General features: G+C 66.3%; 18 protein-coding genes. 7 read left to right on the top strand and 11 right to left on the bottom strand.

The genetic code is table 11. From position 1 onward, the window contains the following. Positions 1 to 207: 207 nt before the first annotated feature. Positions 208 to 693, bottom strand: coding sequence for a redox-sensitive transcriptional activator SoxR (gene soxR / locus IF690_RS17320; protein WP_202696652.1), 486 nt, complete (start codon positions 691 to 693; stop codon positions 208 to 210). Positions 694 to 789: 96 nt separating this feature from the next. On the opposite strand from soxR, the gene IF690_RS17315 reads away from it, so the two are divergent. The 3 genes from IF690_RS17315 (at position 790) to IF690_RS17305 (ending at position 7,139) form a co-directional block, all read left to right on the top strand. After that, positions 790 to 1,986, top strand: a complete 1,197-nt coding sequence (locus IF690_RS17315; RefSeq protein WP_202696651.1) for an efflux RND transporter periplasmic adaptor subunit — start codon at positions 790 to 792, stop codon at positions 1,984 to 1,986. Positions 1,987 to 1,998: 12 nt separating this feature from the next. Beyond that, the gene (locus IF690_RS17310; RefSeq protein WP_202696650.1) at positions 1,999 to 5,142 is read left to right on the top strand and encodes an efflux RND transporter permease subunit; all 3,144 of its coding nucleotides are present in this window, start codon (positions 1,999 to 2,001) and stop codon (positions 5,140 to 5,142) included. A 371-nt stretch (positions 5,143 to 5,513) separates the two neighbouring features. Continuing rightward, positions 5,514 to 7,139, top strand: a complete 1,626-nt coding sequence (locus tag IF690_RS17305) for a serine/threonine-protein kinase (RefSeq protein ID WP_202696649.1) — start codon at positions 5,514 to 5,516, stop codon at positions 7,137 to 7,139. Between the two features lie 187 nt (positions 7,140 to 7,326). Here the strand turns inward: IF690_RS17305 and IF690_RS17300 are convergent, their stop codons facing one another. The 6 genes from IF690_RS17300 to IF690_RS17275 form a co-directional block, all read right to left on the bottom strand. Beyond that, the gene (locus tag IF690_RS17300; protein WP_202696648.1) at positions 7,327 to 8,160 is read right to left on the bottom strand and encodes an enoyl-CoA hydratase/isomerase family protein; all 834 of its coding nucleotides are present in this window, start codon (positions 8,158 to 8,160) and stop codon (positions 7,327 to 7,329) included. Positions 8,161 to 8,283: 123 nt separating this feature from the next. Further along, the gene (locus IF690_RS17295) at positions 8,284 to 9,567 is read right to left on the bottom strand and encodes a cation:proton antiporter (RefSeq protein WP_202696647.1); all 1,284 of its coding nucleotides are present in this window, start codon (positions 9,565 to 9,567) and stop codon (positions 8,284 to 8,286) included. A gap of 12 nt (positions 9,568 to 9,579) precedes the next feature. After that, positions 9,580 to 10,023, bottom strand: coding sequence for an acyl-CoA thioesterase (locus IF690_RS17290; protein ID WP_202696646.1), 444 nt, complete (start codon positions 10,021 to 10,023; stop codon positions 9,580 to 9,582). After that, entirely contained in the window at positions 10,013 to 10,801 is a 789-nt protein-coding gene (locus IF690_RS17285) for a glutathione S-transferase family protein (RefSeq protein WP_202696645.1), read from the bottom strand. The genes IF690_RS17290 and IF690_RS17285 overlap by 11 nt, the downstream gene beginning before the upstream one ends. Beyond that, entirely contained in the window at positions 10,798 to 11,742 is a 945-nt protein-coding gene (locus IF690_RS17280) for a DMT family transporter (RefSeq protein WP_202696644.1), read from the bottom strand. Before IF690_RS17280 ends, IF690_RS17285 begins: the two co-directional genes overlap by 4 nt. Positions 11,743 to 11,772: 30 nt before the next feature. Continuing rightward, positions 11,773 to 12,801: a cupin domain-containing protein gene (locus IF690_RS17275; protein ID WP_202696643.1), complete on the bottom strand. Its 1,029-nt coding sequence runs from the start codon at positions 12,799 to 12,801 to the stop codon at positions 11,773 to 11,775. Between the two features lie 276 nt (positions 12,802 to 13,077). Here IF690_RS17275 and IF690_RS17270 point away from each other — a divergent pair, with 276 nt between their 5' ends. Then, on the top strand, positions 13,078 to 13,638 hold the full coding sequence (locus IF690_RS17270) for a TetR/AcrR family transcriptional regulator (RefSeq protein ID WP_252189574.1): 561 nt from the start codon (positions 13,078 to 13,080) through the stop codon (positions 13,636 to 13,638). Positions 13,639 to 13,657: 19 nt separating this feature from the next. Here the strand turns inward: IF690_RS17270 and IF690_RS17265 are convergent, their stop codons facing one another. Further along, positions 13,658 to 14,581, bottom strand: a complete 924-nt coding sequence (locus tag IF690_RS17265) for a LysR family transcriptional regulator (protein ID WP_202696641.1) — start codon at positions 14,579 to 14,581, stop codon at positions 13,658 to 13,660. A 94-nt stretch (positions 14,582 to 14,675) separates the two neighbouring features. Between IF690_RS17265 and IF690_RS17260 the strand changes: the two genes are divergently transcribed. After that, positions 14,676 to 15,071 (top strand): GlcG/HbpS family heme-binding protein, encoded by a 396-nt coding sequence (locus IF690_RS17260; protein ID WP_202696640.1) that lies wholly within the window; start codon positions 14,676 to 14,678, stop codon positions 15,069 to 15,071. 35 nt (positions 15,072 to 15,106) lie between these two features. Further along, positions 15,107 to 15,886 carry an SDR family oxidoreductase gene (locus IF690_RS17255; protein ID WP_202696639.1) on the top strand — a complete coding sequence of 260 codons (780 nt, stop codon included), beginning with the start codon at positions 15,107 to 15,109 and terminating at the stop codon, positions 15,884 to 15,886. Between the two features lie 131 nt (positions 15,887 to 16,017). Here IF690_RS17255 and IF690_RS17250 read toward each other — a convergent pair whose 3' ends face one another. From IF690_RS17250 to baeS, 3 genes are read right to left on the bottom strand one after another with little or no spacing between them, the layout of a single operon-like run. Further along, complete coding sequence (locus IF690_RS17250) at positions 16,018 to 16,305, bottom strand: barstar family protein (RefSeq protein ID WP_202696638.1); 288 nt, start codon at positions 16,303 to 16,305, stop codon at positions 16,018 to 16,020. A 56-nt stretch (positions 16,306 to 16,361) separates the two neighbouring features. Then, entirely contained in the window at positions 16,362 to 17,051 is a 690-nt protein-coding gene (locus tag IF690_RS17245) for a response regulator (protein WP_202696637.1), read from the bottom strand. Positions 17,052 to 17,054: 3 nt separating this feature from the next. After that, the gene (gene baeS / locus IF690_RS17240; RefSeq protein WP_202696636.1) at positions 17,055 to 18,440 is read right to left on the bottom strand and encodes a sensor histidine kinase efflux regulator BaeS; all 1,386 of its coding nucleotides are present in this window, start codon (positions 18,438 to 18,440) and stop codon (positions 17,055 to 17,057) included. Between the two features lie 145 nt (positions 18,441 to 18,585). On the opposite strand from baeS, the gene IF690_RS17235 reads away from it, so the two are divergent. Next, positions 18,586 to 19,788: an efflux RND transporter periplasmic adaptor subunit gene (locus tag IF690_RS17235; RefSeq protein WP_202696635.1), complete on the top strand. Its 1,203-nt coding sequence runs from the start codon at positions 18,586 to 18,588 to the stop codon at positions 19,786 to 19,788. Positions 19,789 to 19,790 lie beyond the last annotated feature (2 nt).

The raw sequence follows: 19,790 nt of genomic DNA, 5'->3' as shown, positions 1-19,790 counted from the left end.
CCTGACTTCAACCTTTCATGCATGCGGTCCGTTGATGGTCCTGGGGCCCATCGTTCATAGCTATGAAGGGAACGCGTTCTGCGGGCGCTTTCCGGGCTGACGCGAGAGTGAAGATATCCGCCTGCTCATCGACGGTGGCGGGCATGTCGCTGGCCGACGTGTTGGCCAGGAACATCGCCCCATGGGGCAAGCGGGGTACCCTTGGAATCAATCGGCCTCCTGGCCACCCGCGATGACGATCTTCTGGTCCCCCAGCCAGCGCCGGGCGCCGCAGCCGTTGCGCGAGTAGATGTCCTCGGGGTTGTTGAGCCCGCAGTGTTCCAGCGACATGCAGCCGCAGCCTATGCATTCCTCCAGGCTTATGTTCAGCCGTTCGAGTTCGGCGATGCGTTGCTGCACCCGGGTTTTCCAGGTGGCGGTCAGGCGCCGCCAGTCCGCGCCGGCCGGTGCGGTGTTGATGGGCAGGCCGGTCAGTTGCTGGATGATTTCGTCGAGGGAGAAACCAATGCGCTGGGCGAACACAATGTAGGCGATGCGCCTGAGGATCGAGCGCGGGTAGCGGCGGTGGCCGCTGCCCAAGCGGAACGAGTGGAGCAGCCCGCGGGACTCGTAGAAACGCAGCGCCGAGGCCATGACGCCGCTGCGTCGGGCGACTTCGGTGATGGTCAGCAACGGCTCGCTTGATTTGTTCATGGGCCCTCCGAAGGGGCTTTACTTAAAGTTAGCTTTAACTTTTATATTCCGTCTGCCTATAAATCAACACGTCTGGTGCAGCGGGAGTCCACTTTCATGAATCGAATTCGCCGAGTGTTCGGTCGATGCAGTTCTTCAACCCTTCGACTCGGAGCGCTGTGCCTCCTGTTGGCGCTGGGCGGCTGTAACGAGAAGGCCGAGCCGGTCGCCGCCGCGGCGCCGGTGGTCGAGGTGACGACCGTGAGCGTACAGGCGGTGCGTGAGTGGGACCTGTTCAATGGCCGCATCAGCGCGATCGATGCCGTCGACCTGCGGCCACGGGTCAGCGGTTATGTCGACCGGGTGGCGTTCCGCGAGGGCGACGAGGTGGAGAAGGGCCAGACCCTGTTCGTCATCGACCCGCGCCCTTACCGCGAGGCGCTGGCCAGTGCCCAGGCCCGGCTGGCCCGGGCTCGCGCCACGGTGCGCCTGGCCACCGAGCAGGACCGCCGCGGCCAGGCGCTGGTCAAGCAGTCGGCGCTGTCGCGGGAGGAGGGCGACATTCGCAGCGCCACGCTGGCCCAGGGCGTGGCGGATGTGAACGCAGCCGTCGCCGAGGTGGCCACGGCCCAGCTCAACCTCGACTTCACCCAGGTCCGCGCGCCGTTTTCCGGGCGCGTCGGGCGCGCCATGCTGACCCTCGGCAACCTGGCCCAGGCCGATCAGAGCGTGCTGACCAGCATCGTGTCCCAGGACCCGATGTACGTTTATTTCGACGCCGACGAGCAGAGCCTGCTGCGCTACACCGAGCTGCTGGGCAAGGGCCAGCGCCCGGGCGTGAGCAATACCGTGCGGGTCGGCCTGGCCAACGATGTCGGGACCTTTCCCCTGACCGGCACCGTGGACTTCCTGGATAACCAGGTCGACCCGGCCACCGGCACCATCCGCGTGCGCGCGGTGCTGCCCAACCCCGAGCGCCGGCTGACCGCGGGCCTGTTCGCCCGGGTGCGTCTTGAAGGCGCTAGCGAGACCCGCGCCGTGCTGATCGACGACCGCGCGGTGCAAACCGACCAGGACCGCAAATACGTGTACGTCATCGGCCCGCAAAACCAGGCCCTGCGCAAGGACGTCACCCTCGGGCGCCAGCTGGATGGCCTGCGGGTGATCAGCGCCGGGCTGGCGGCCGGCGACCGGGTGGTGTTGAACGGGGCGCAGAAGATCTTCTACCCGGGCATGGCGGTGGAGCCCAAGGAAATCGCCGCGCCGACGCAGCAGGCTTCGGCCGCCGCGCCCCAGACGCCATTGGCGAAATAAGGGAGAGCGGCCATGGATTTTTCCAAGTTCTTCATCGACCGACCGATCTTCGCCATCGTGCTGTCGATCATCATTTTCGCCCTTGGCCTGATCGCCATCCCGGTGCTGCCGTCGGGGGAATACCCCGAGGTGGTGCCGACCAGCGTGGTGGTGCGCGCCACCTACCCGGGGGCGAACCCCAAGGAGATCGCCGAGTCGGTCGCCGTGCCCCTGGAGGAGGCGATCAACGGTGTCGAAGGGATCATGTACATGAAGTCGGTCGCCGGCTCCAACGGCAGCCTGGCGGTGAGCATCACCTTCGTCCCCGGCGTCGATCCGGACACCGCCGCGGTGCGCGTGCAGAACCGCGTGAGCCAGGCGCTGTCGCGGCTGCCGGAGGAGGTGCGGCAGTATGGCGTGACCACCCAGAAACAATCGCCGACGCCGCTGATGTACGTCAGCCTGCTGTCCCCGGACAACAGCTACGACTCGCTGTACCTGCGCAACTACCTGACCCTGCACGTCAAGGACGAGCTGTCGCGGCTGTCCGGCATCGGCGATGTCGGGGTCTACGGTTCGGGCGACTACGCGATGCGCATCTGGATGGACCCCAACAGCCTGTCTGCCCGGGGACTGACCGCGGCCGACGTAGTGAACGCGATCCGCGAGCAGAATGTGCAGGTCTCGGCCGGCCAGCTGGGCGCCGAGCCTTCGCCGCAAGGCGCCGATTTCCTGGTGTCGATCAGCGTGCGCGGGCGCTTGCGCAGCGAGCAGGAGTTTGCCGATATCGTCCTCAAGAGCGGGGCGGACGGGCAGTTGGTGAAGCTGTCGGACGTGGCCCGGGTCGAGCTCGGCGCGGGCGACTACACCCTGCGCGCGCGCCTGGATGACCGTAACCAGGCGACGGTGGGGATTTTCCTCTCGCCGGGGGCCAACGCCTTGCAGGTCGCCGAGGCGGTCTACGGCAAGCTCGACGAACTGTCCCGACATTTCCCCGAGGGCGTGGCCTACAAGGCGGTGTGGGACCCGACGGTGTTCGTCCGCGAATCCATCAGCGCGGTGCAGCACACGCTGATGGAGGCGGTGGTGCTGGTGGTGCTGGTGGTGATCCTGTTCCTGCAGACCTGGCGCGCCTCGATCATCCCGCTGATCGCGGTGCCGGTGTCGGTGATCGGCACCTTCGCCTGGCTGTATTTGCTGGGGTATTCGATCAACACCCTGACCCTGTTCGGCCTGGTGCTGGCCATCGGCATCGTGGTCGACGACGCGATTGTGGTGGTGGAGAACGTCGAGCGTTTCATCGAACAGGGCTACGACCCGCGGGAGGCGGCGCACCGAGCGATGAAGGAGGTCTCCGGGCCGATCATCGCCATCGCCCTGGTGCTGTGCGCGGTGTTCATTCCCATGGCCTTTCTCTCCGGGGTCACCGGCCAGTTCTACAAGCAGTTCGCGGTGACCATCGCGATTTCCACGGTGATCTCGGCGATCAACTCCCTGACCCTGTCACCGGCCCTGGCGGCCAAGCTGTTCAGGCCCCAGGGCGCGCCACAGGACTGGCTGGAGCGGGGCATCCAGCGAGTATTCGGGGGCTTTTTCCGCGCCTTCAACCGGATGTTCAAACGCCGTTCCGATGGTTATCACGGCCTGGTGTCCTACTCCCTGGGGCGGCGCGGCTCGGTGTTCTTCCTCTACGCCTTGCTGCTGATCGGCACGGCCTGGCTGTTCAACCTGGTGCCGGGCGGCTTTATCCCGACCCAGGACAAACTCTACCTGTTCGCCGGCGCCAAGCTGCCGGAAGGCGCGTCCCTGGCCCGCACCGATGCGGTGACCAGCGAGCTGATCGAGACGGCACTCTCGGTGGAGGGAGTGGATACCGTGCCGGCCTTCAGCGGCCTGAATGCCTTGCAGTCGGTCAACACACCGAATGTCATGGCCGCCTACGTGATCCTCAAGCCGTTCGACCAGCGCGAGCGCAGCGCGCTGCAGATCAATGCCGAACTCAACGCCAAGCTGTCCCAGGTCCATGAAGGTTTTGCCTATGCGCTGTTGCCGCCGCCGATCCAGGGGCTGGGCAACGGTTCGGGCTATTCGCTGTACCTCGAAGACCGCGCCGGCCTGGGCTACGGCGCCTTGCAGAATGCCTTGAGCGCCTTCCAGGCCGCAGTGGCGCAGACCCCGGGCATGAGTTACCCGGTCAGCTCCTACCAGGCCAATATCCCGCAACTGGAGGTGCAGGTGGATCGGGTCAAGGTCAAGGCCCAAGGGGTGTCGTTGAGCGATGTGTTCAATACCTTGCAGACCTACCTGGGCTCGGTCTACGTCAATGACTTCAACCTGTTCGGCCGGGTCTACCGGGTCATGGCCCAGGCCGACAGTTCCTACCGGCAGACCGCCGAGGACATCGCCAACCTGCGGGTGCGCAACGGCCGGGGCGAGATGGTGCCGCTCGGGGCGATGATCACCGTGACGCCAAGCTATGGCCCCGATCCGGTGGTGCGCTACAACGGCTACCCGGCCGCCGACCTGATCGGCGACTCCGACCCCAAGCAGCTGTCGTCGGGCCAGGTGATCGCCAAGCTGGAAGAAATCGCCGCCCGGGTATTGCCCCGCGGCATCACCCTGGAATGGACCGACCTGAGCTACCAGCAGGTCACGCAGAGCCATGCCGCGGCGGTGGTGTTCCCGCTGGCGGTGATGCTGGTGTTCCTGGTCCTCGCGGCCCTGTACGAGAGCTGGACACTGCCCCTGGCGGTGATCCTGATCGTGCCGGTGTGCATGCTCGCGGCCTTGTCGGGGGTGTGGCTCAGCGGTGGCGACAACAACGTCTTCGTCCAGGTGGGGCTGGTGGTGCTGATGGGCCTGGCCTGCAAGAACGCGATCCTGATCGTCGAGTTCGCCCGGGAGCTGGAGCTCCAGGGCAAGGGCATCATCGAGGCGGCGCTGGAGGCTTGCCGCTTGCGCCTACGGCCGATCGTCATGACCTCGGTGGCGTTCATTGCTGGCTCCGTGCCATTGCTGATCGGCAGTGGCGCGGGCAGCGAGATTCGCCGCGCCACCGGGGTCGCGGTGTTTTCCGGCATGCTCGGGGTGACCCTGTTCGGCCTGTTCCTGACCCCGGTGTTCTACGTCGCCTTGCGCAAGCTGGCGGTGCGCTACGCGCCGGCGGTCACGGCGTAGCAGGCAGCCCGGGGCGTCGAGGTGGAAGATGAGCCTGGCGGACGCCAAGGCCATCCTCGCCGGCCCGCAGGATTCCGCCATCCGGTTCCTGAAACGCCAGGACGGCAGCAGACGGCGAGCCGGGAACTATCGGAAAAGTTCCCCGCTCTTATTAATTAGGTACCCGATCCGACGGGTGACATTCGGCCCGACAGGCCGGGGTTCTGCCCAGCCAGGCGCAGCGCGAAACGCCAGGACGGCGGCAGACGGCGGGTGGGGAACTATCGGAAAAGTTCCCCGCTCTTATTAATTTGAGACCCGATCCGACGGGTGACATCCGGCCCGGCACTATCGGCGATACCCCCAATCAGCGGCTGCGCAGGGATTCTTTCATGGACGAACGATTACCCGAGATACCCGGCTACAGCGTGCATAGCCGGCTTGGCCAAGGCGGGATGGCCGAAGTCTACCTGGCAACCCAGGAGTCGCTGCACCGCAAGGTGGCGGTGAAGGTATTGCTCAACGCCAATGACGAGGCGTTCAGCAAGCGCTTCATCCGCGAGGGGCATATCGTCGCCTCGTTGCACCACCCCACGATCATCACCATCCACGACATCAACAGACTGGCCGATGGCCGCTACTACCTGGCCATGGAGTTCGTCGGCGGCGGCGACCTGGCCCGGCACAAGGGCGAGGTGTTCGAGCCGAGGCGCGCCCTGGATATCGTCCGGCAGATCGCCACCGGCCTCGCCGTGGTGCATGAGCAGGGCCTGATCCACCGCGATATCAAGCCGGCGAACATCCTCTTCCGCAGCGACGGCACGGTGGTGATCACCGATTTCGGCATCGCCAAGGCGCTGGAGATGGACAGCGAGCTCACCGGGCTCGGCATCGCGGTCGGCAGCCCGGCCTACAGCAGCCCGGAACAGACGCAGTGCCAGCCGCTGGATATCCGCACCGACATCTACAGCCTGGGCGTGATCTTCCTGGAGATGCTCATCGGCACCAATCCGTTCCGCGGCGCCAGCTATACCCAGACCGTGATGAACCACGTGCAGATGCCGCCGCCGAGCTTGCCGGAGCACATCAGCCCGTACAAGGCGGTGCTCGAGCGGATGCTGGCGAAGGAGCCCAGCCAGCGTTTCGCCGACTGCCGGGCGCTGCTGCAGGCACTCGATGAGCTGGACCGGCCAGAGCAACCGGACGAACCGGACGAGCCCAGCGAGGTGGAGCTGGAAGCTACCCGCTTCGCGCCGGCCCTGATCGATCCAGCGCCGCCCCAGGCCGAGCCCGAAGCCGAAGCCGAAGCCGAAGCCGAGCCCGAGTCCGAGCCCGCCCGCCGGCGCAGCCCGAACAGGCGCCTGGCGCTGTGGGCACTCGGCAGCCTGCTGCTGCTCGGCGCTGCCAGCGGCGCCGGCCTGTACCTGCAGCAGCGGATCGAGCTCGCCGAGCTGCTGGCACGTGGCGAACAGCGCCTGGCGGCGGGCCAGCTGGTCGAGCCGGCGCAGGACAATGCCGAGTATTTCTTCAACCAGGCCTTGCAGCTCGACGAAGCCAGCGCGCAGGCCCGGCAAGGACTGCAACGGGTCGTCGCGGCGCGGATCGCCGGCTACCGGCAACTGGCCGAGCAGCGCATCGCCGAAGAACACCTGCTGGAGCCCGAGGATGACAGTGCGGTGTTCTACTACCGGCAGATGCTCGGCCTGGAGCCGAGGAACGCCGAGGCGCTGGCTGGATTGAACCAGGTGGCGCTGCTCTACGCCGAGATGAGCGAAAGCGCATATGCCAAGGGCGATCGCGACCTGGCGCGGGCCTATATCAAGCATGGCCTGGAAGCCCGTCCGGACAGCCCCGAACTACTCGCACTCCGGGACCAGTATGAGCAACGCAAACGCAGTGGCCAAGCGCCGCGCCCGTCCGCTGCGCCGCCTTCCCCGCCGCCCTCGGCACCTCAATCGACCGGCAAGCAGGCGGAACAGCCGAATGCGGTCAAGCGCCTGTGGAACAGGCTCTTTTGATGTGAACAGGGCACGCGGAGCCGATGCCGGGACATAGCCTCATAGATAGCGGCTTTTTCCCAGTACTCCTGGTCAAAGGTTTGACCGTACAGCGTCATGGCGCTGTCCTTGGTTGAACCTGTGAAGCGGTATTCATTTGCGCTGTTTGCAGCCGATGCGCGAGCCGCACCGGTGACCGCTATGACCCTCAATCCTTGATCAACCCCGGCGTCTGGGCCGGTACATCGCCGCGCAGGTCCGGATGGTCGCGTTCGCGGAAACGGCGCAGTCCTTCCTGGGTTTCCGGCTGGTGGATGGAGCGGTTGAAGCACTCGGCTTCGATGCGCAGGCCCTCGGCCAGGGGTTGGCCGTAGCCGCGGATGACGGCTTCCTTGTCCGAGCGCATGGCGGGCTGGGGCAGGGTGCAGAGCAGGTGCGCCAGTTCCAGCGCCCGTTCCAGCGAGCGACCCTTGGCGACGACCTCGTTGACCAGGCCGATCGCCAGCGCCTCGCTGGCGCAGATGACCTTGCCGGTGAGGATCAGCTCCAGCGCCCGGCCCATGCCGACGATGCGGGGCAGGCGCTGGGTGCCGCCATCGCCCAGGCCGATGTTCCAGCGGCGGCAGGTCACGCCGAAGGTGGCGTGTTCCTCGGCGATGCGCATATCGGCGAAGCAGGCCCACTCCAGGCCGCCGGCGTAGGCCACGCCGTTCACGGCGGCGATCACTGGTTTGTAGATATCCGTCCAGCGGCTCGGGCCGATGATCCCGGGGCGCTCGCCGCGGTTGTGCGCGGCGATCTCGTCCGGGGTGGTGGGCACCAGATCGAGCGCTGCCTTGAGGTCGCCGCCGGCACAGAAGGCCTGGTCGCCAGCGCCGGTGATGATGGCCACGAGGGCGTCCGGATCGTCGCGAAAGCGGCTCCAGGCCTCGATCAGTTCCAGGTGGGTGGTGGGGCCGATGCAATTGCGTTTCTGCGGTCGGTTGAAGCGGATGATCCTGATCGGTCCCTGGGGTTCGTAGTCGATTTCGCTGAAGGCCATGGCCGCCGCACCTCCTGTGGTTGGCGAGGGATATCCGGTACCCGGCCAGGCTCAAGGCGCAGGCAAGGCACAACCTGCGAGTGTAGCTCCTGGGTTTCTCCGACTCTCCCGGTCGGTCGATGGTTACCGATCGGAAGTCTGCAGCTTGCCTTTCGCCAGCGCGGATGGAACGGCCTCGATCCTGGCCAGGCGCCGGAGCAGCGGGGTGGTCATCAAGGTGGTGGCGATGGCCACCATCAGCAACAGGAAGAACGCGCTCTGGGAGATCAGCCCCATGTCCAGGCCCACGGAGAGCACGATGATTTCGATCAGGCCACGGGTGTTCATCAACACCGCGACGCTGCGCGAGACTTCCACGGACAGGCCTGACAGGCGGCCGGCGAGGTAGCAGCCGACGGTTTTACCCAGCACCGCGGCGGCGAAGAAGGCCAGCAGCCACAGCCAGCTGTCGAGGGGCGCCAGGGCGCCGAGGTCCATCTTCAGCCCGGTGGCGGCGAAGTAGAAGGGCACCAGGCCGATGTTGACGAAGCCTTCCATGTGGCGGTGCCAGTGCTGGCGCTGCTCGCGCAGCAGCCAGCCGGCGATCAGCCCGCCCAGGGCGCTGTGCAGGCCGATCAGGGTGGTGATCCAGCCACACAGCAGGGCGGCCGCCAGCATCAGGGCCATGCTCATATCGGCGGCGGGGCGCGCGCTGCGTGTCGCGAGCAGCCTCGTCAGGGCTGGCAGCAGCGGGCGCAAACCCCAGCGGGCGAGGACGAGGAACAGGACGATAAAGCTCAGCTGGCGCAACACCCCGAACAGCGAGCTGTCGCTGCTGGACAGGGCGACGATGAGCGTCAGCAGCACCCAGCCAATGATGTCGGTGATGGCGGCGGCCGCGATGCCCACCGTCCCGGCCAGTGAGTGCTCCAGCCCCAGGTCACTGATGATTCGCACCAGCACCGGCAGGGCGGTGATCGACAGCGCGATGCCGCAGAACAGCACGTAGCCAAGCCGGGGTTGGGCGGGAGCCAGGGCGCCGTGGGAGAGCAGCCCGACCAGGGCCCCGAGGGCAAAGGCCAGGATCACCCCGCCGCCGGCCACGGAGAGGGCGCTGAAGCCGATCTTGTGGCTGCTCAGGTGATGGGTGTCGAAGCGCAGGCCGATCTGGAACATCAGCAGGACCAGGCCGATATTGCCCAGGGTCTCGATGCCCAAGCGGATGGCCGCCGGGAAGACTACCGCATGCCACTGCGCGCCGAGGGCCAGCAGCAGGCAGGGACCGAGCAGGATGCCCACGCAGATTTCGCCGATTACCCGCGACTGCCCCCAGCGGGCCAGCAGCGTGCCACACAGCTGGCTGGCGACGATGATCACCGCCAGCTGGAAAAACGGCAGGGCCGAGAACAGGTGCTGTAGCGTCGACATGACGTCCTCCGCCTATTTCACCGCGAACGAGTCCGCGGCCGTGGTCAGGGCACCCAAGCGGCGCCGTGCCTCTTCGCCAAAGGGTTTCGAGCGCCGGCTCTGGGCATCGATCTGCACGATCACGGTGGTGGCCAGGGCCGCGCAGCGACCGCCCTGGAACAGTGCCTGCTCCAGGGTCATCGAGCTTTTGCCGAGGGTCGCGACCCGGGTGCCGATCTGCACCGTGCCGGGCCAGCGCAGTTCGGCGCGCAGGTCGAGCTCCAGGCGCGCGATGACAAATTCGCTGCCGGGTTCGGCGAGCGGCGCATGCGGGTCGTAGATGATTTCCACCCGCCCGGTTTCCAGGAAGGTGGCGAACACCGCGTTGTTCACATGGCCCTGGCGGTCGGTATCGGCATAGCGGATCTTGTCCGAGGAACGGACGGCGAAGTCGTGCAGGGCGGGATCATTGGACATGTCGTGCTCCAGTCTCGAGAGGGGTGGCCAGGGTCGCCGCGCGCGCCAGCCCGCCAAAGGCGTCCAGCAGGCGTTCGCGCCAGGCATGCAGGGCGTCGTTGGGTGGCAGCAGCTCTTCGCCACGGGTGCAGCGCGCCCACATGAACATGCCGAACACACAATAGTCGGCGTAGGCCGGGGCCTCGCCGGCCAGGAAGGGCTGGCCCTTGAGGGTCTGGCGAAGCGGCGTCAGGACTTGGCGCAACTGCTCCAGGTGCTTGGCTTGCGGGGCCACCAGCTGTTCCAGCGAGGTGCCGAAGTGCGCTTCGCGGGAGCTGCGGAAATACTCCCGGTCCTCGGCGGCCAGTTGTTCGTACACATCCAGCAGGATCACCCGGGCCATGGCGGGCAGCAGCATGCTGTCGGCCCAGCGGTTGACGAAACCCGACAGCGCGATGGCGTCGTGGCTGCCGAACAGGGAGGGGCGCTCGGGGTAACGCTGCTCCAGGTGCAGGGCGATGCGCCAGGAGTCGCTGATGTTCTGGTCGCCATCCACCAGCACCGGAACCGCGCCCTGTCGGGAAAAGGCGATGCGCGCCTTGTCGCTGAAGCGCCAGGCGATGCGCTGGCTTTCCAGGCCTTTGTGGGCCAGGGCCATGCGGGTTTTCCAGCAGTGCGGGCTGAAGCGCAGGTCTGGGTCGGCGCCGGCCAGTTCGTAGAGGGTCAGGGGTGCGCTGCTCATGCTTGGTTTTCCTTCGCTGTGGGCTGTGGTTGCGCTCCGCTCATGCAGGTCGCTCATGGTGTGGGCCCTGGTGGCCTGGGTGTCGGCTGGCCGATGGCGCCCGGCAGCGGGCGCGAGCGTTGCGGCAACAGGGTCAGGAGCATGCCGGCGGTCACCACCAGCAAGCCGGCGATGGCCGTGTTGTCCGCGCGCTCGCCGAGCAGCAGGGCGGCCAGCACCATGGCCGTGCCCGGCACCAGCGCGGCGAAGGTGGAGCCGAGCGAAGCGCCGAGCAACTGAACCGAGCGGCTGTAGAAGAACAACGCCACCGTCGACACCAGCAGGCCCTGGTAGACCACCTGGATGCCGATATCCCAGAGCGGCGCCTGGAGGATCCGCAGCCCGCGGCTGGCCAGGTAGACCGGCAGGTACAGGACCATCGAGCACACCGAGACGATCGCCGTGGCGTGCAGCGCGTCGCTGCCGGACCATTTCGACACCAGGGTGTAGATCGCCCACAGCAGGCCGCCGAGCAGGAACATCAGGTAGGCGTAGGGCGAGGCCTGGGCCCCGGCGAAACTGTGCCAGCCGGCCAGCAGCACACCGCCGATGATCAGCGCGGTGCCGGCGTTCGCCCGGGCGCCGAGGCGGGTGCCGAACAGCCGCGCGCCGATCAGGATCGACAACAGGATCATGCTGCCAGGGGTCACTACCGCGAACAGTTCCACCGGGGCCAGGGCCAGCCCCTGGGCCACCACCAGCATGTACGGCGCGCCGATGCCGACGACCATCAGGCCGATGGTTGTCCAGCCCAGGCCCCGGCGGCCATGGCGGAGCAGGTACGGCAGCAGGATCAGCCCGGAGACGCCGTAGCGGATGCAAGTGATGTCGTAGGCATCCAGCGGCGTGCGGGTCAGCCCCAACCGGGTGACCACCGGGAACGCGCCCCAGATCAAGGCCGCGGCGAGGCCGCACAGAATGCCGGCCCAACGCTGTTCGGGACTGACGGTAAGCGTCATGAGCGGGTCCTCGCTGCGGCTGTTCCGGGGCTAGCGGTGGCCGATCTTCACCGAGCCGCTGTTGCCGCGCTTGCGCAGGTAGGCGTACTCGATGTCGTTGAGCAGCATCTGCGCCCGGTTGATGTGGCGCGAGGCGTAGTTGACGCTGGTAAGGAAGTGCGCCAGCTCCTCGGTTTCGGCGAAGTTGCCGTTGTCATGGGCGACCTTGGAGAGGTCCAGGTTGCGGCGGTTCTCCAGCTTGCTCAGGTAGTCGATGTCGATCACCCGGAACGCCGCGCCGATGCTCAGGCCGCGGGCATTGAGCACCTTGTGCCATTCGAAGGGCGGGTTGATCAGCACGTCACCCGGCTCGACGTAGACGGTGTCGGCCTCGTAGTCGCCGCCTGGCGCTTCGCGGCCGCTGCTGGTTTCGAACATCAGGTCGTAGTCGCGGAACTGGTCGCCCAGCTGCGGTGGACGGGTGCTCCACTTCTTGGTGCCGGCGATCATCACGAAAATGTTCAGGGTCGGGAAAATGTGCCAGTCGCTGCCCACCGCGCCGCGGGCCGGCTCGCCGTATTCCTGGGTGCTGTAGCCGAGGAACATGTGGCCGGTGACTTTCCAGGCGTCGATGTTGAACCAGGGTTTGCTGAAAACCTGTTGCTTGACCAGGTTGAAAGCGTCCTTGCCCCATTCGTAGGGGTCGTTGTAGCTCGATGAGATCGTGCCCAGGTGCGAGTAGACGTCGAGGTGGTGGGTGAAGATGTCGTCGAGGAATTCCTGCCCGGTGCCGACGCGGCCGGTGACGTAGTTGTAGTCCGAGGCGCCGTTCTCGTCGCGCATCGACACCGGCTGGTCGCCGGACTTGACCCGCCATTGCAGGTTTTTCCCCGAGCCGACCTGGTCGAAGAACGATCGTTGCGAGAGTTCCTCGCCGATGGGCGCGAGTTTGTGTAGCAGGGCCGGTTTGGTGAACCCCTCGGTGAAGCGCTCGACCTTGTCGCGGGTGAGCTCGCCCTTGTGCTCGGCGGGCTCGATGACATTGATGTAGCCATACTGGATACGACTGTTCGAAACCATTTCGTAGACTCCTTTTTCCTGACGTAAAAAGAGAAAACCGCTCGCGCCCACGCCCGTTGTTGCCGGGCGTGACTGCGCAGTTGAAGCCGACTTCCTTCCGTGGCACGCAGCGGAAGTCGTGGACCAGTACATCAAGCATGCTTACCGCACAGCACCTATCGGCTATGATTGACAGGTGTGTCAAGGATCGCAGTGTTAGTATCTTTGACAAGGTTGTCAATAATTATGTGAGCAGTGATTTTTATGGCGGGTGTCAGGCAGTTTGACGAAGAAAAAGTGTTGTCGGCGGTCCTTGAGGTGTTCTGGCGCAAGGGCTGGCAGTCCACCTCCATGGCCGACCTGGCCGAGGCGGCCGAGGTCCAGCGCGGCTCGCTGTACCACGCCTACGGCGGCAAGGAAGCGTTGTTCCTGCTGGCGTTCGAAGCCTACGCCACGCGCTTTTTGGGTAACGCCGCCAAGGCCCTCGAGGCCGCGGACGCCGAGACCGCGCTGCGGCAGTTCTTCCAGGTGGCGATCAGTAACATGACCAGCGGCACACCGCCCAAAGGCTGCCTGACCACCAAGACGGCCACCGACGCCGACACCATCGGCCCGCGCATCCAGCAACGCTTGCGCGACCTGCTGGACGCCCTGCAACTGACCATCAGCAGCGCGTTGTCGGCCGAGCCGATCCAGGGCGACCTGGCCCTGGCGCCGGCAGAAGCGGCGCAGGTCATGGTCACCTTCACCCGCGGGCTGGCGGTGATGGAACGGATCTACCAGGAGCCGGAACGTTTGCGCACGACGGCCGATTCCCTGGTGCGGCTGCTGGTGCCGAGCGTCCGGGCGCGGGCCTAGGGCTTATCTCGGGGGCGTTTTACCGGGTGTCGCGCCCGAGCGACTGCTTCCAGTCCCGCAACACCTCGATCAGGGCGCGCAGCTTGGGGGGGACGTGCCGGCGGTTGGCGTAGTACAGCCACATGGCCGGCAGCGGCTGGCAGGTACCGGGCAGGACTTCCACCAACTGGCCGCTGTCGAGGTCGGCGGCGATCCGTTCGCGAATGAACACATGGGCAATGCCCACGCCGGCGCGGGCAGCCTCGATCACCGCCTGGGTATCGGTGCTGATGAAGCGCCCGGGCACATCCAGCTTCACCTCGTGCTGGCCGTCGTGCAGCTGCCATTTGTGCATCTGCCCGCTGCTGGGAAAACGAAAACGCACACAGGAATGCTGGTGCAGCTCGTCGATGCTGTGCGGCGCAGGATGGCGCGCCAGGTACTGCGGGCTGGCCACCAGGGCGCATTGCAGCGGCGGGGTGATCTGCACCGCGTGCATGCCCGGGTGCAGGGCGTCGGCCAGGCGGATGCCGGCGTCGAGCTGTTCCTTGACGATGTCCACCAGTTGATCTTCGTAGCGTATTTCCAGGGTGACCCTGGGGTAGCGCTGGAAGAAGTCTTCGAGCAGCGGGGCGACGATCAGGTGCTTGGCCATGTGCAAGGCACTGATGCGCAGGTGCCCCGACGGCTCGCCCTGGGTTTCCCCCAGCTCGTCCCGGGCCTGCAGCAGGCTGCGGTAACCGGCTTCGCTGCCTTCGTGAAATCGCTGGCCGCTTTCCGTCAGGCTGACGCCGCGGGTGGTGCGGTGGAACAGCCTGGTCTGCAGTTCGCTTTCCAGCTGGGTGATGGCCAGGCTCACGGCCGCCGGGGTCACGCCCAGCACGGCGGCGGCGCGGGTGAAGTTGCCGGTCTCGACCACCGCCATGAAGAGGTGCAGCCCGGCCAGTGGATCGCGTCGGCTCATTGTTAGAAATACTTAATAGTGTTGTAGGGAGAATGTGGATTCTCTTAAAGCTACGAGCTTCATAGACTCTTTTCAACCGCAAAGGAGTCCTGCCATGCACTGGCCCGTCACCCTCAAACCCACCCGGCAGATGCTCGACAAGGGCATCGCCAAAGCCATGCAGATGCAGCTTTCAGTGTGTATCGCGATCGTCGATTCGGGTGGCAACCTGCTGGCGTTCGTGCGCATGGACGACGCCGTGCCGGGGGCGATCGACCTGGCCCAGCGCAAGGCCCGGACTTCGGCGCTGTTCCGCACCGCCAGCGCCGAACTCGGCGCCTTGTCCGGCCCGGGGCAGTCGTTGTGGTCGATCGAGCAGAGCAACGGCGGCTTGACCAGCTTTGCCGGCGGCCTGCCCATCGTCGATCAGGCGGGGCGCTGCCTGGGCGCCATCGGCGTCTCCGGCGGCACCGCGGTTGAAGACGAAACCATCGCCCGGGCTTGCCTCTGAGCCCTGGCCAGCGACATTTTCCTGGAGAACCCACAATGTGCAAAAAACGTATTCTGGTCACCGGCGCCGGTTCGGGCCTTGGTCGCGCGGTGGCGCTGCGCCTGGCAGCCAACGGCCATGAAGTGATCGCTGGGGTGCAGATCACCCCGCAGGTCACCGAACTGCGCGAACTCGCCGCCAGCCTGGACCTCAAGCTGCGGGTGGAGAAGCTCGACATCACCTCGGCCCGCGACCGGGCCCATGCCTGGCAGTGGGAGATCGACGTGCTGCTGAACAACGCCGGCGACGCCGAGACCGGCGCCATCGCGGAAATCCCCGTGGATATCCTGCGCTCCCAGTTCGAGACCAACGTGTTCGCCAACCTGGAGCTGACCCAGGGTTTCGTGCGGCAGATGGTCGAGCGGCGCAAGGGCAAGATCGTCTTCGTGTCGTCGATCGCCGGCCTGCTCACCGGGCCTTTCACCGGTGCCTACTGCGCCTCCAAGCACGCCCTGGAGTCCATCGCCGAGGCCCTGCACATGGAGCTGGCGGAATTCGGCGTCCAGGTCGCGACCATCAACCCCGGGCCGTATTCCACTGGCTTCAACGACCGGATGATGGAGACCTGGAAAAGCTGGTACGACCCGCAGAAACACTTCACCGATCACTCCGGGCTGAAGTTCCCTTTCGAGCAATACGACCCCGAGGAAATGGTGGCGAAGATGGTCGAGGTGGTGGAGGGCGACGGCGGGCTTTTCCGCAACCTGCTGCCGGCGCACTTCGTCGACATCGTCAAGCAGGACCAGCAGGATGCCTGGACGCGCCAGCAGTCGTAGGTGCGCCCAGCGACCCTTTCATCGGTCCCCAGGTGCATCCGCTGGAAGTGCCTGAGGACATGCAGGGGGGCGAGGTCAGCGTAGAGGAGGGCAATGGCATCAAGGAACGGTATGTTGCGTTGGCGTGCTGTTCAACCGAACGTCACCTGCGGCGCGAATTCCGGGTAGTGGACGGTCATCTTTTCCAGGCATTGCCGCAGCAGCCGGGCATCCCTCGGCAAGCGCGTGGCCAGCTCGTCCCAGCCATGGAATTCCAGCTGCACGGGCATTTCCACCAGGCCGGTGATGGCGTCCCGGAAGGCGTCCCAGTTGGCGCCGTACCAGTCGGGAAAACCCAGGGCATCGCGCAGGGTGGCATGCAGTTCGACCGTGCTGGTCACCGCGTTCACGTCAATGTCCACCTGCTGTAGTCGGGTCATGTCGCGCACCTTTGAAGTTCCTGGCGGCGCAGGATACCCCGGCTTGTCGCAACCGCTCAGCCGGGCAGCGCGCCCAGTTCGAGTTTGTAACCCACGCCATACAACGACTGGATCGGGTCTTCCCCCGGGCAGGCCTGGGCCAGTTTGCGCCGCAGGTTGCGCACATGGCTGTCGACGGTGCGGTCGGTCACCACCCGGTGGTCGGAGTACAGGTGGTCGAGCAACTGGTCGCGGGAGAACACCCGGCCCGGAGCAGCTGCCAGGGTCTTGAGCAGGCGCAGTTCCACCGGGGTCAGGTCCAGGGCCACACCGTCGAACGAGGCGCAGTAGCGCTCTTCGTCGATCGACAGCCGGGCCTGGGCGGTCGCCGTCAGCTGCGGGCTGCGGCGCAGGATGGCCTTGACCCGGGCCACCACTTCGCGCGGGCTGAAGGGCTTGCAGATGTAGTCGTCGGCGCCCAGGTCCAGGCCCAGCAGGCGGTCCACTTCCTCGACCCGGGCGGTGATCATGATGATCGGCACTTCGCTGAAACGCCGCAGCTCCTGGCACACCTCCAGGCCGTCGCGCCCCGGCAGCATCAGGTCGAGCAGGATCAGCCGCGGGGGCTGGGCGCGCACCGCCGGCACCACGTCCAGGCCGTTGTCCAGGCACCGGCAGGGGTAGCCGGCGGCGTCCAGGTAGTCGCGCAGCAAGGCGGCGAGTTTCGGTTCGTCTTCGACGATCAGGATCGGCTGTTCGGTGCTCATGCTTCAAACCTTGCCGGGCAGGCGCAGGGTCAGCCACAGGCCGCCCAGGGGCGAGTGATCGGCGTCGAGGCTGCCGCCGTGGGCCAGGGCGATGCTGCGACAGATCGCCAGGCCCAGGCCGGCGCCACCGCTGGCGCGGTTGCGCGAGGCTTCGCCCCGGTAGAAGCGCTCGAACAGCCGCGGCAGTTGTTCGGCCTCGACCCCGGGGCCGGAGTCGATGAAATCGACCCGCAGGTTATCGCCCTCGGTACAGGCGCGGATGCGCAACTGGCCGTCGGCATCGGTGTAGCGCAGGGTGTTCTCCAGCAGGTTGGCGAACAGCTGTTGCAGGCGCTTGGGGTCGGCGTCCAGCTGCATCGGTCGCTCCGGCAGTTTCAGCTCGACCTGGAGCCGGGCGGCCTGGCAGCGTTCCTGGAACATCGCCACGCTGGCCTGCAGCAGCTCGTTGAGCGAGCACTCGCTCTTGCGGTAGGTGAGGGCGCCGACATCGGCCAGGGCCAGCTCGTACAGATCGTCCACCAGCTTGCTGAGCATGCTCACTTCGTTTTGCAACGATTGCATCGAGTGCCGGTCGAGCTTGCGCACGCCATCCTCGATGGCCTCCAGCTCACCACGCAACACCGACAACGGGGTGCGCAGCTCGTGGGAGACGTCGGCCATGAATTCGCGGCGCATCTGTTCGTTGCGCTCCAGGGTGCGGGCCAGTTGGTTGAAGTCGCGGGCCAGCTGGCCGACTTCATCGTTGGAGGCCTCGGCCACCCGGTTGCTGTATTCCCCGGCGGCCAGGCGGTGGGTGGCCGCGGCCACGCGCTTGACCGGGTCGAGCAGGGTGCGCGAGATCCACCAGGCGATCAGCATCGCCAGCAACAGCGAGGCCACGCCCACCGCCAGGCTGGTGCGCAGCTGGTACTGGAAGAAGCGTTCGCCGCCGGCTTCGCTGACGCTCTGGAACGGTGATACGGCCAGCCAGCCGACGGTGCTGCCGGCCACCTCGATCGGCCGCAGCAGGGCATCGTCGGCGATCGCCGCATAGCCGATCACCAGCTGCTTGTCGCGGTCCAGCAGGGCAATGCGAAACAGCGCACCGGTCAGGTCCGAGGTCAGCGGCAGTTTCAGCTTGCGGATCTGCGATTGTGCCTTGGGCCCCGGGCGCATGATGTCGAACCAGCGGTCGGGATTGTCGCGGATGAACTCCCAGTTGCCTTCGCGCTCATAGGCCTCTGCCAGGCGTGGCAGCACCGGTTCCATGCGTTGCAGCGCCTGTTCGTTGAGGTAGCCGAGGAAGCCGCGGCCGAAGCTCCAGCCGGTGGCCAGGCCCATGCTCAGGATGACGAACAGCACGCTGGCCAGGACGGCGCCGAACAGTTTGGTGGAGATGCTCAGTTTCATGGGCTCGCAGGCTGGAGGAATGGCCTGCTCATTTAGGCCCCGGCGCGGCCAAGATTCAAGGTCGCCGGGCAATCTTCAATTTTCCTGCACATTTGCCTCGCAGCATGGCCACGAGCACAAGCCATTCCGTCTTGCAGAGGCCGTTATGTCGAGCAAAATCTTTGCCAAATCCCTGGTGACCGCTGCGGTCATCGTTTCCCTGATGGTGCTGTTCGTGTTGAGCGGTTGCTCGCCGGCGGCGCCTGAGGCCACCGCCGACGTTCCCAAGGTCTCGGTGATCACCGTGCAGCCGCAAAGCCAGGCCTTGACCACCGAGCTGGCCGGGCGTACCCAGGCGTTCCTGGTGGCCGAGATCCGTCCCCAGGTGGGCGGCATCGTCCAGCAACGCTTGTTCGTCGAAGGCGCCGAGGTCAAGGCCGGAGAGAGCCTGTACCAGCTCGACGCCGCCAGCTACAAGGCGGCCCTGGCGGAAGCCCAGGCCACCCTGGCCAAGGCCCGCGCCACCCTGAAGTCGGCCCAGGCCACCGCCACTCGCGATGCCCGACTGGCGAAGATCGACGCCATCAGCCAGCAGGACAACGAAGACGCCCAGGCCAGCCTGCTGACCGCCCAGGCCGATCTGCAGGTGGCCCAGGCCGGCGTCGAGACGGCGCGCATCAACCTGGCCTATACGCGCATCAGCTCGCCCATCGGCGGGCGCATCGAGACCTCCACCGTGACCCCCGGCGCCCTGGTGGTGGCCAACCAGGACACGGCGCTGACCACGGTGCAGCAACTGGACCCGATCTATGTCGATGTCACCCAATCCACCACCGAGCTGCTGCGCCTCAAGCGCGACCTGGCCAGCGGTGCGCTGCAAGGCAATGCGACGGATGAAGTGCCTGTCAGCCTCAAGTTCGACGACGGCAGCATCTATGCCCATGAGGGGCGCCTTAAATTCAGTGGGGTCAGCGTCAGCCAGGGCACCGGCACCGTGACCCTGCGCGCCGAGTTTCCCAACCCGGAACGCCTGCTGCTGCCGGGCATGTACGTGCGGGCGGTGCTGGAACAGGCCCGGGACGAGCAGGCGATCCTGATTCCGCAGCGGGCGGTGAACCGCAGTGCCAGTGGCATGACCTCGGTGCTGGTGGTGGTCGAGGGCAAGGTCGAGCAACGCCAGGTGACCATCGACCGCGCAGTGGGCAACCAGTGGTGGGTGACAGCCGGCCTCAATGCCGGTGACCAGTTGATCGTCGAAGGCGGGCAGAAGGTCCGGGTCGGCGCCGCGGTGGTGGCGCAGAACAGCGGCACCGGTACCCGCGGCCGGGCGCCACAGGCAGCCTCCACCGCCCTGGCGCAGGAGGGTTGAGC

It is taken from the genome of Pseudomonas sp. SK3(2021), assembly GCF_016772375.1.
Lineage (GTDB): Bacteria > Pseudomonadota > Gammaproteobacteria > Pseudomonadales > Pseudomonadaceae > Aquipseudomonas > Aquipseudomonas chlororaphis_I.
Note: the sequence above shows the minus strand (reverse complement) of the source record. Positions and strands in the feature narration are given on the sequence as shown.

Bases quoted from the DNA above. Each gene is read 5' to 3' on its own strand.
- IF690_RS17275 (WP_202696643.1), bottom strand. From the start codon at position 12,801: ATGGTTTCGAACAGTCGTATCCAGTATGGCTACATCAATGTCATCGAG.
- IF690_RS17295 (WP_202696647.1), bottom strand. From the start codon at position 9,567: ATGTCGACGCTACAGCACCTGTTCTCGGCCCTGCCGTTTTTCCAGCTG.
- IF690_RS17280 (WP_202696644.1), bottom strand. From the start codon at position 11,742: ATGACGCTTACCGTCAGTCCCGAACAGCGTTGGGCCGGCATTCTGTGC.
- IF690_RS17285 (WP_202696645.1), bottom strand. From the start codon at position 10,801: ATGAGCGACCTGCATGAGCGGAGCGCAACCACAGCCCACAGCGAAGGA.
- soxR (WP_202696652.1), bottom strand. From the start codon at position 693: ATGAACAAATCAAGCGAGCCGTTGCTGACCATCACCGAAGTCGCCCGA.
- baeS (WP_202696636.1), bottom strand. From the start codon at position 18,440: ATGAAACTGAGCATCTCCACCAAACTGTTCGGCGCCGTCCTGGCCAGC.
- IF690_RS17315 (WP_202696651.1), top strand. From the start codon at position 790: ATGAATCGAATTCGCCGAGTGTTCGGTCGATGCAGTTCTTCAACCCTT.
- IF690_RS17235 (WP_202696635.1), top strand. From the start codon at position 18,586: ATGTCGAGCAAAATCTTTGCCAAATCCCTGGTGACCGCTGCGGTCATC.
- IF690_RS17250 (WP_202696638.1), bottom strand. From the start codon at position 16,305: ATGACCCGACTACAGCAGGTGGACATTGACGTGAACGCGGTGACCAGC.
- IF690_RS17255 (WP_202696639.1), top strand. From the start codon at position 15,107: ATGTGCAAAAAACGTATTCTGGTCACCGGCGCCGGTTCGGGCCTTGGT.
- IF690_RS17305 (WP_202696649.1), top strand. From the start codon at position 5,514: ATGGACGAACGATTACCCGAGATACCCGGCTACAGCGTGCATAGCCGG.
- IF690_RS17300 (WP_202696648.1), bottom strand. From the start codon at position 8,160: ATGGCCTTCAGCGAAATCGACTACGAACCCCAGGGACCGATCAGGATC.
- IF690_RS17310 (WP_202696650.1), top strand. From the start codon at position 1,999: ATGGATTTTTCCAAGTTCTTCATCGACCGACCGATCTTCGCCATCGTG.
- IF690_RS17260 (WP_202696640.1), top strand. From the start codon at position 14,676: ATGCACTGGCCCGTCACCCTCAAACCCACCCGGCAGATGCTCGACAAG.
- IF690_RS17265 (WP_202696641.1), bottom strand. From the start codon at position 14,581: ATGAGCCGACGCGATCCACTGGCCGGGCTGCACCTCTTCATGGCGGTG.
- IF690_RS17245 (WP_202696637.1), bottom strand. From the start codon at position 17,051: ATGAGCACCGAACAGCCGATCCTGATCGTCGAAGACGAACCGAAACTC.
- IF690_RS17290 (WP_202696646.1), bottom strand. From the start codon at position 10,023: ATGTCCAATGATCCCGCCCTGCACGACTTCGCCGTCCGTTCCTCGGAC.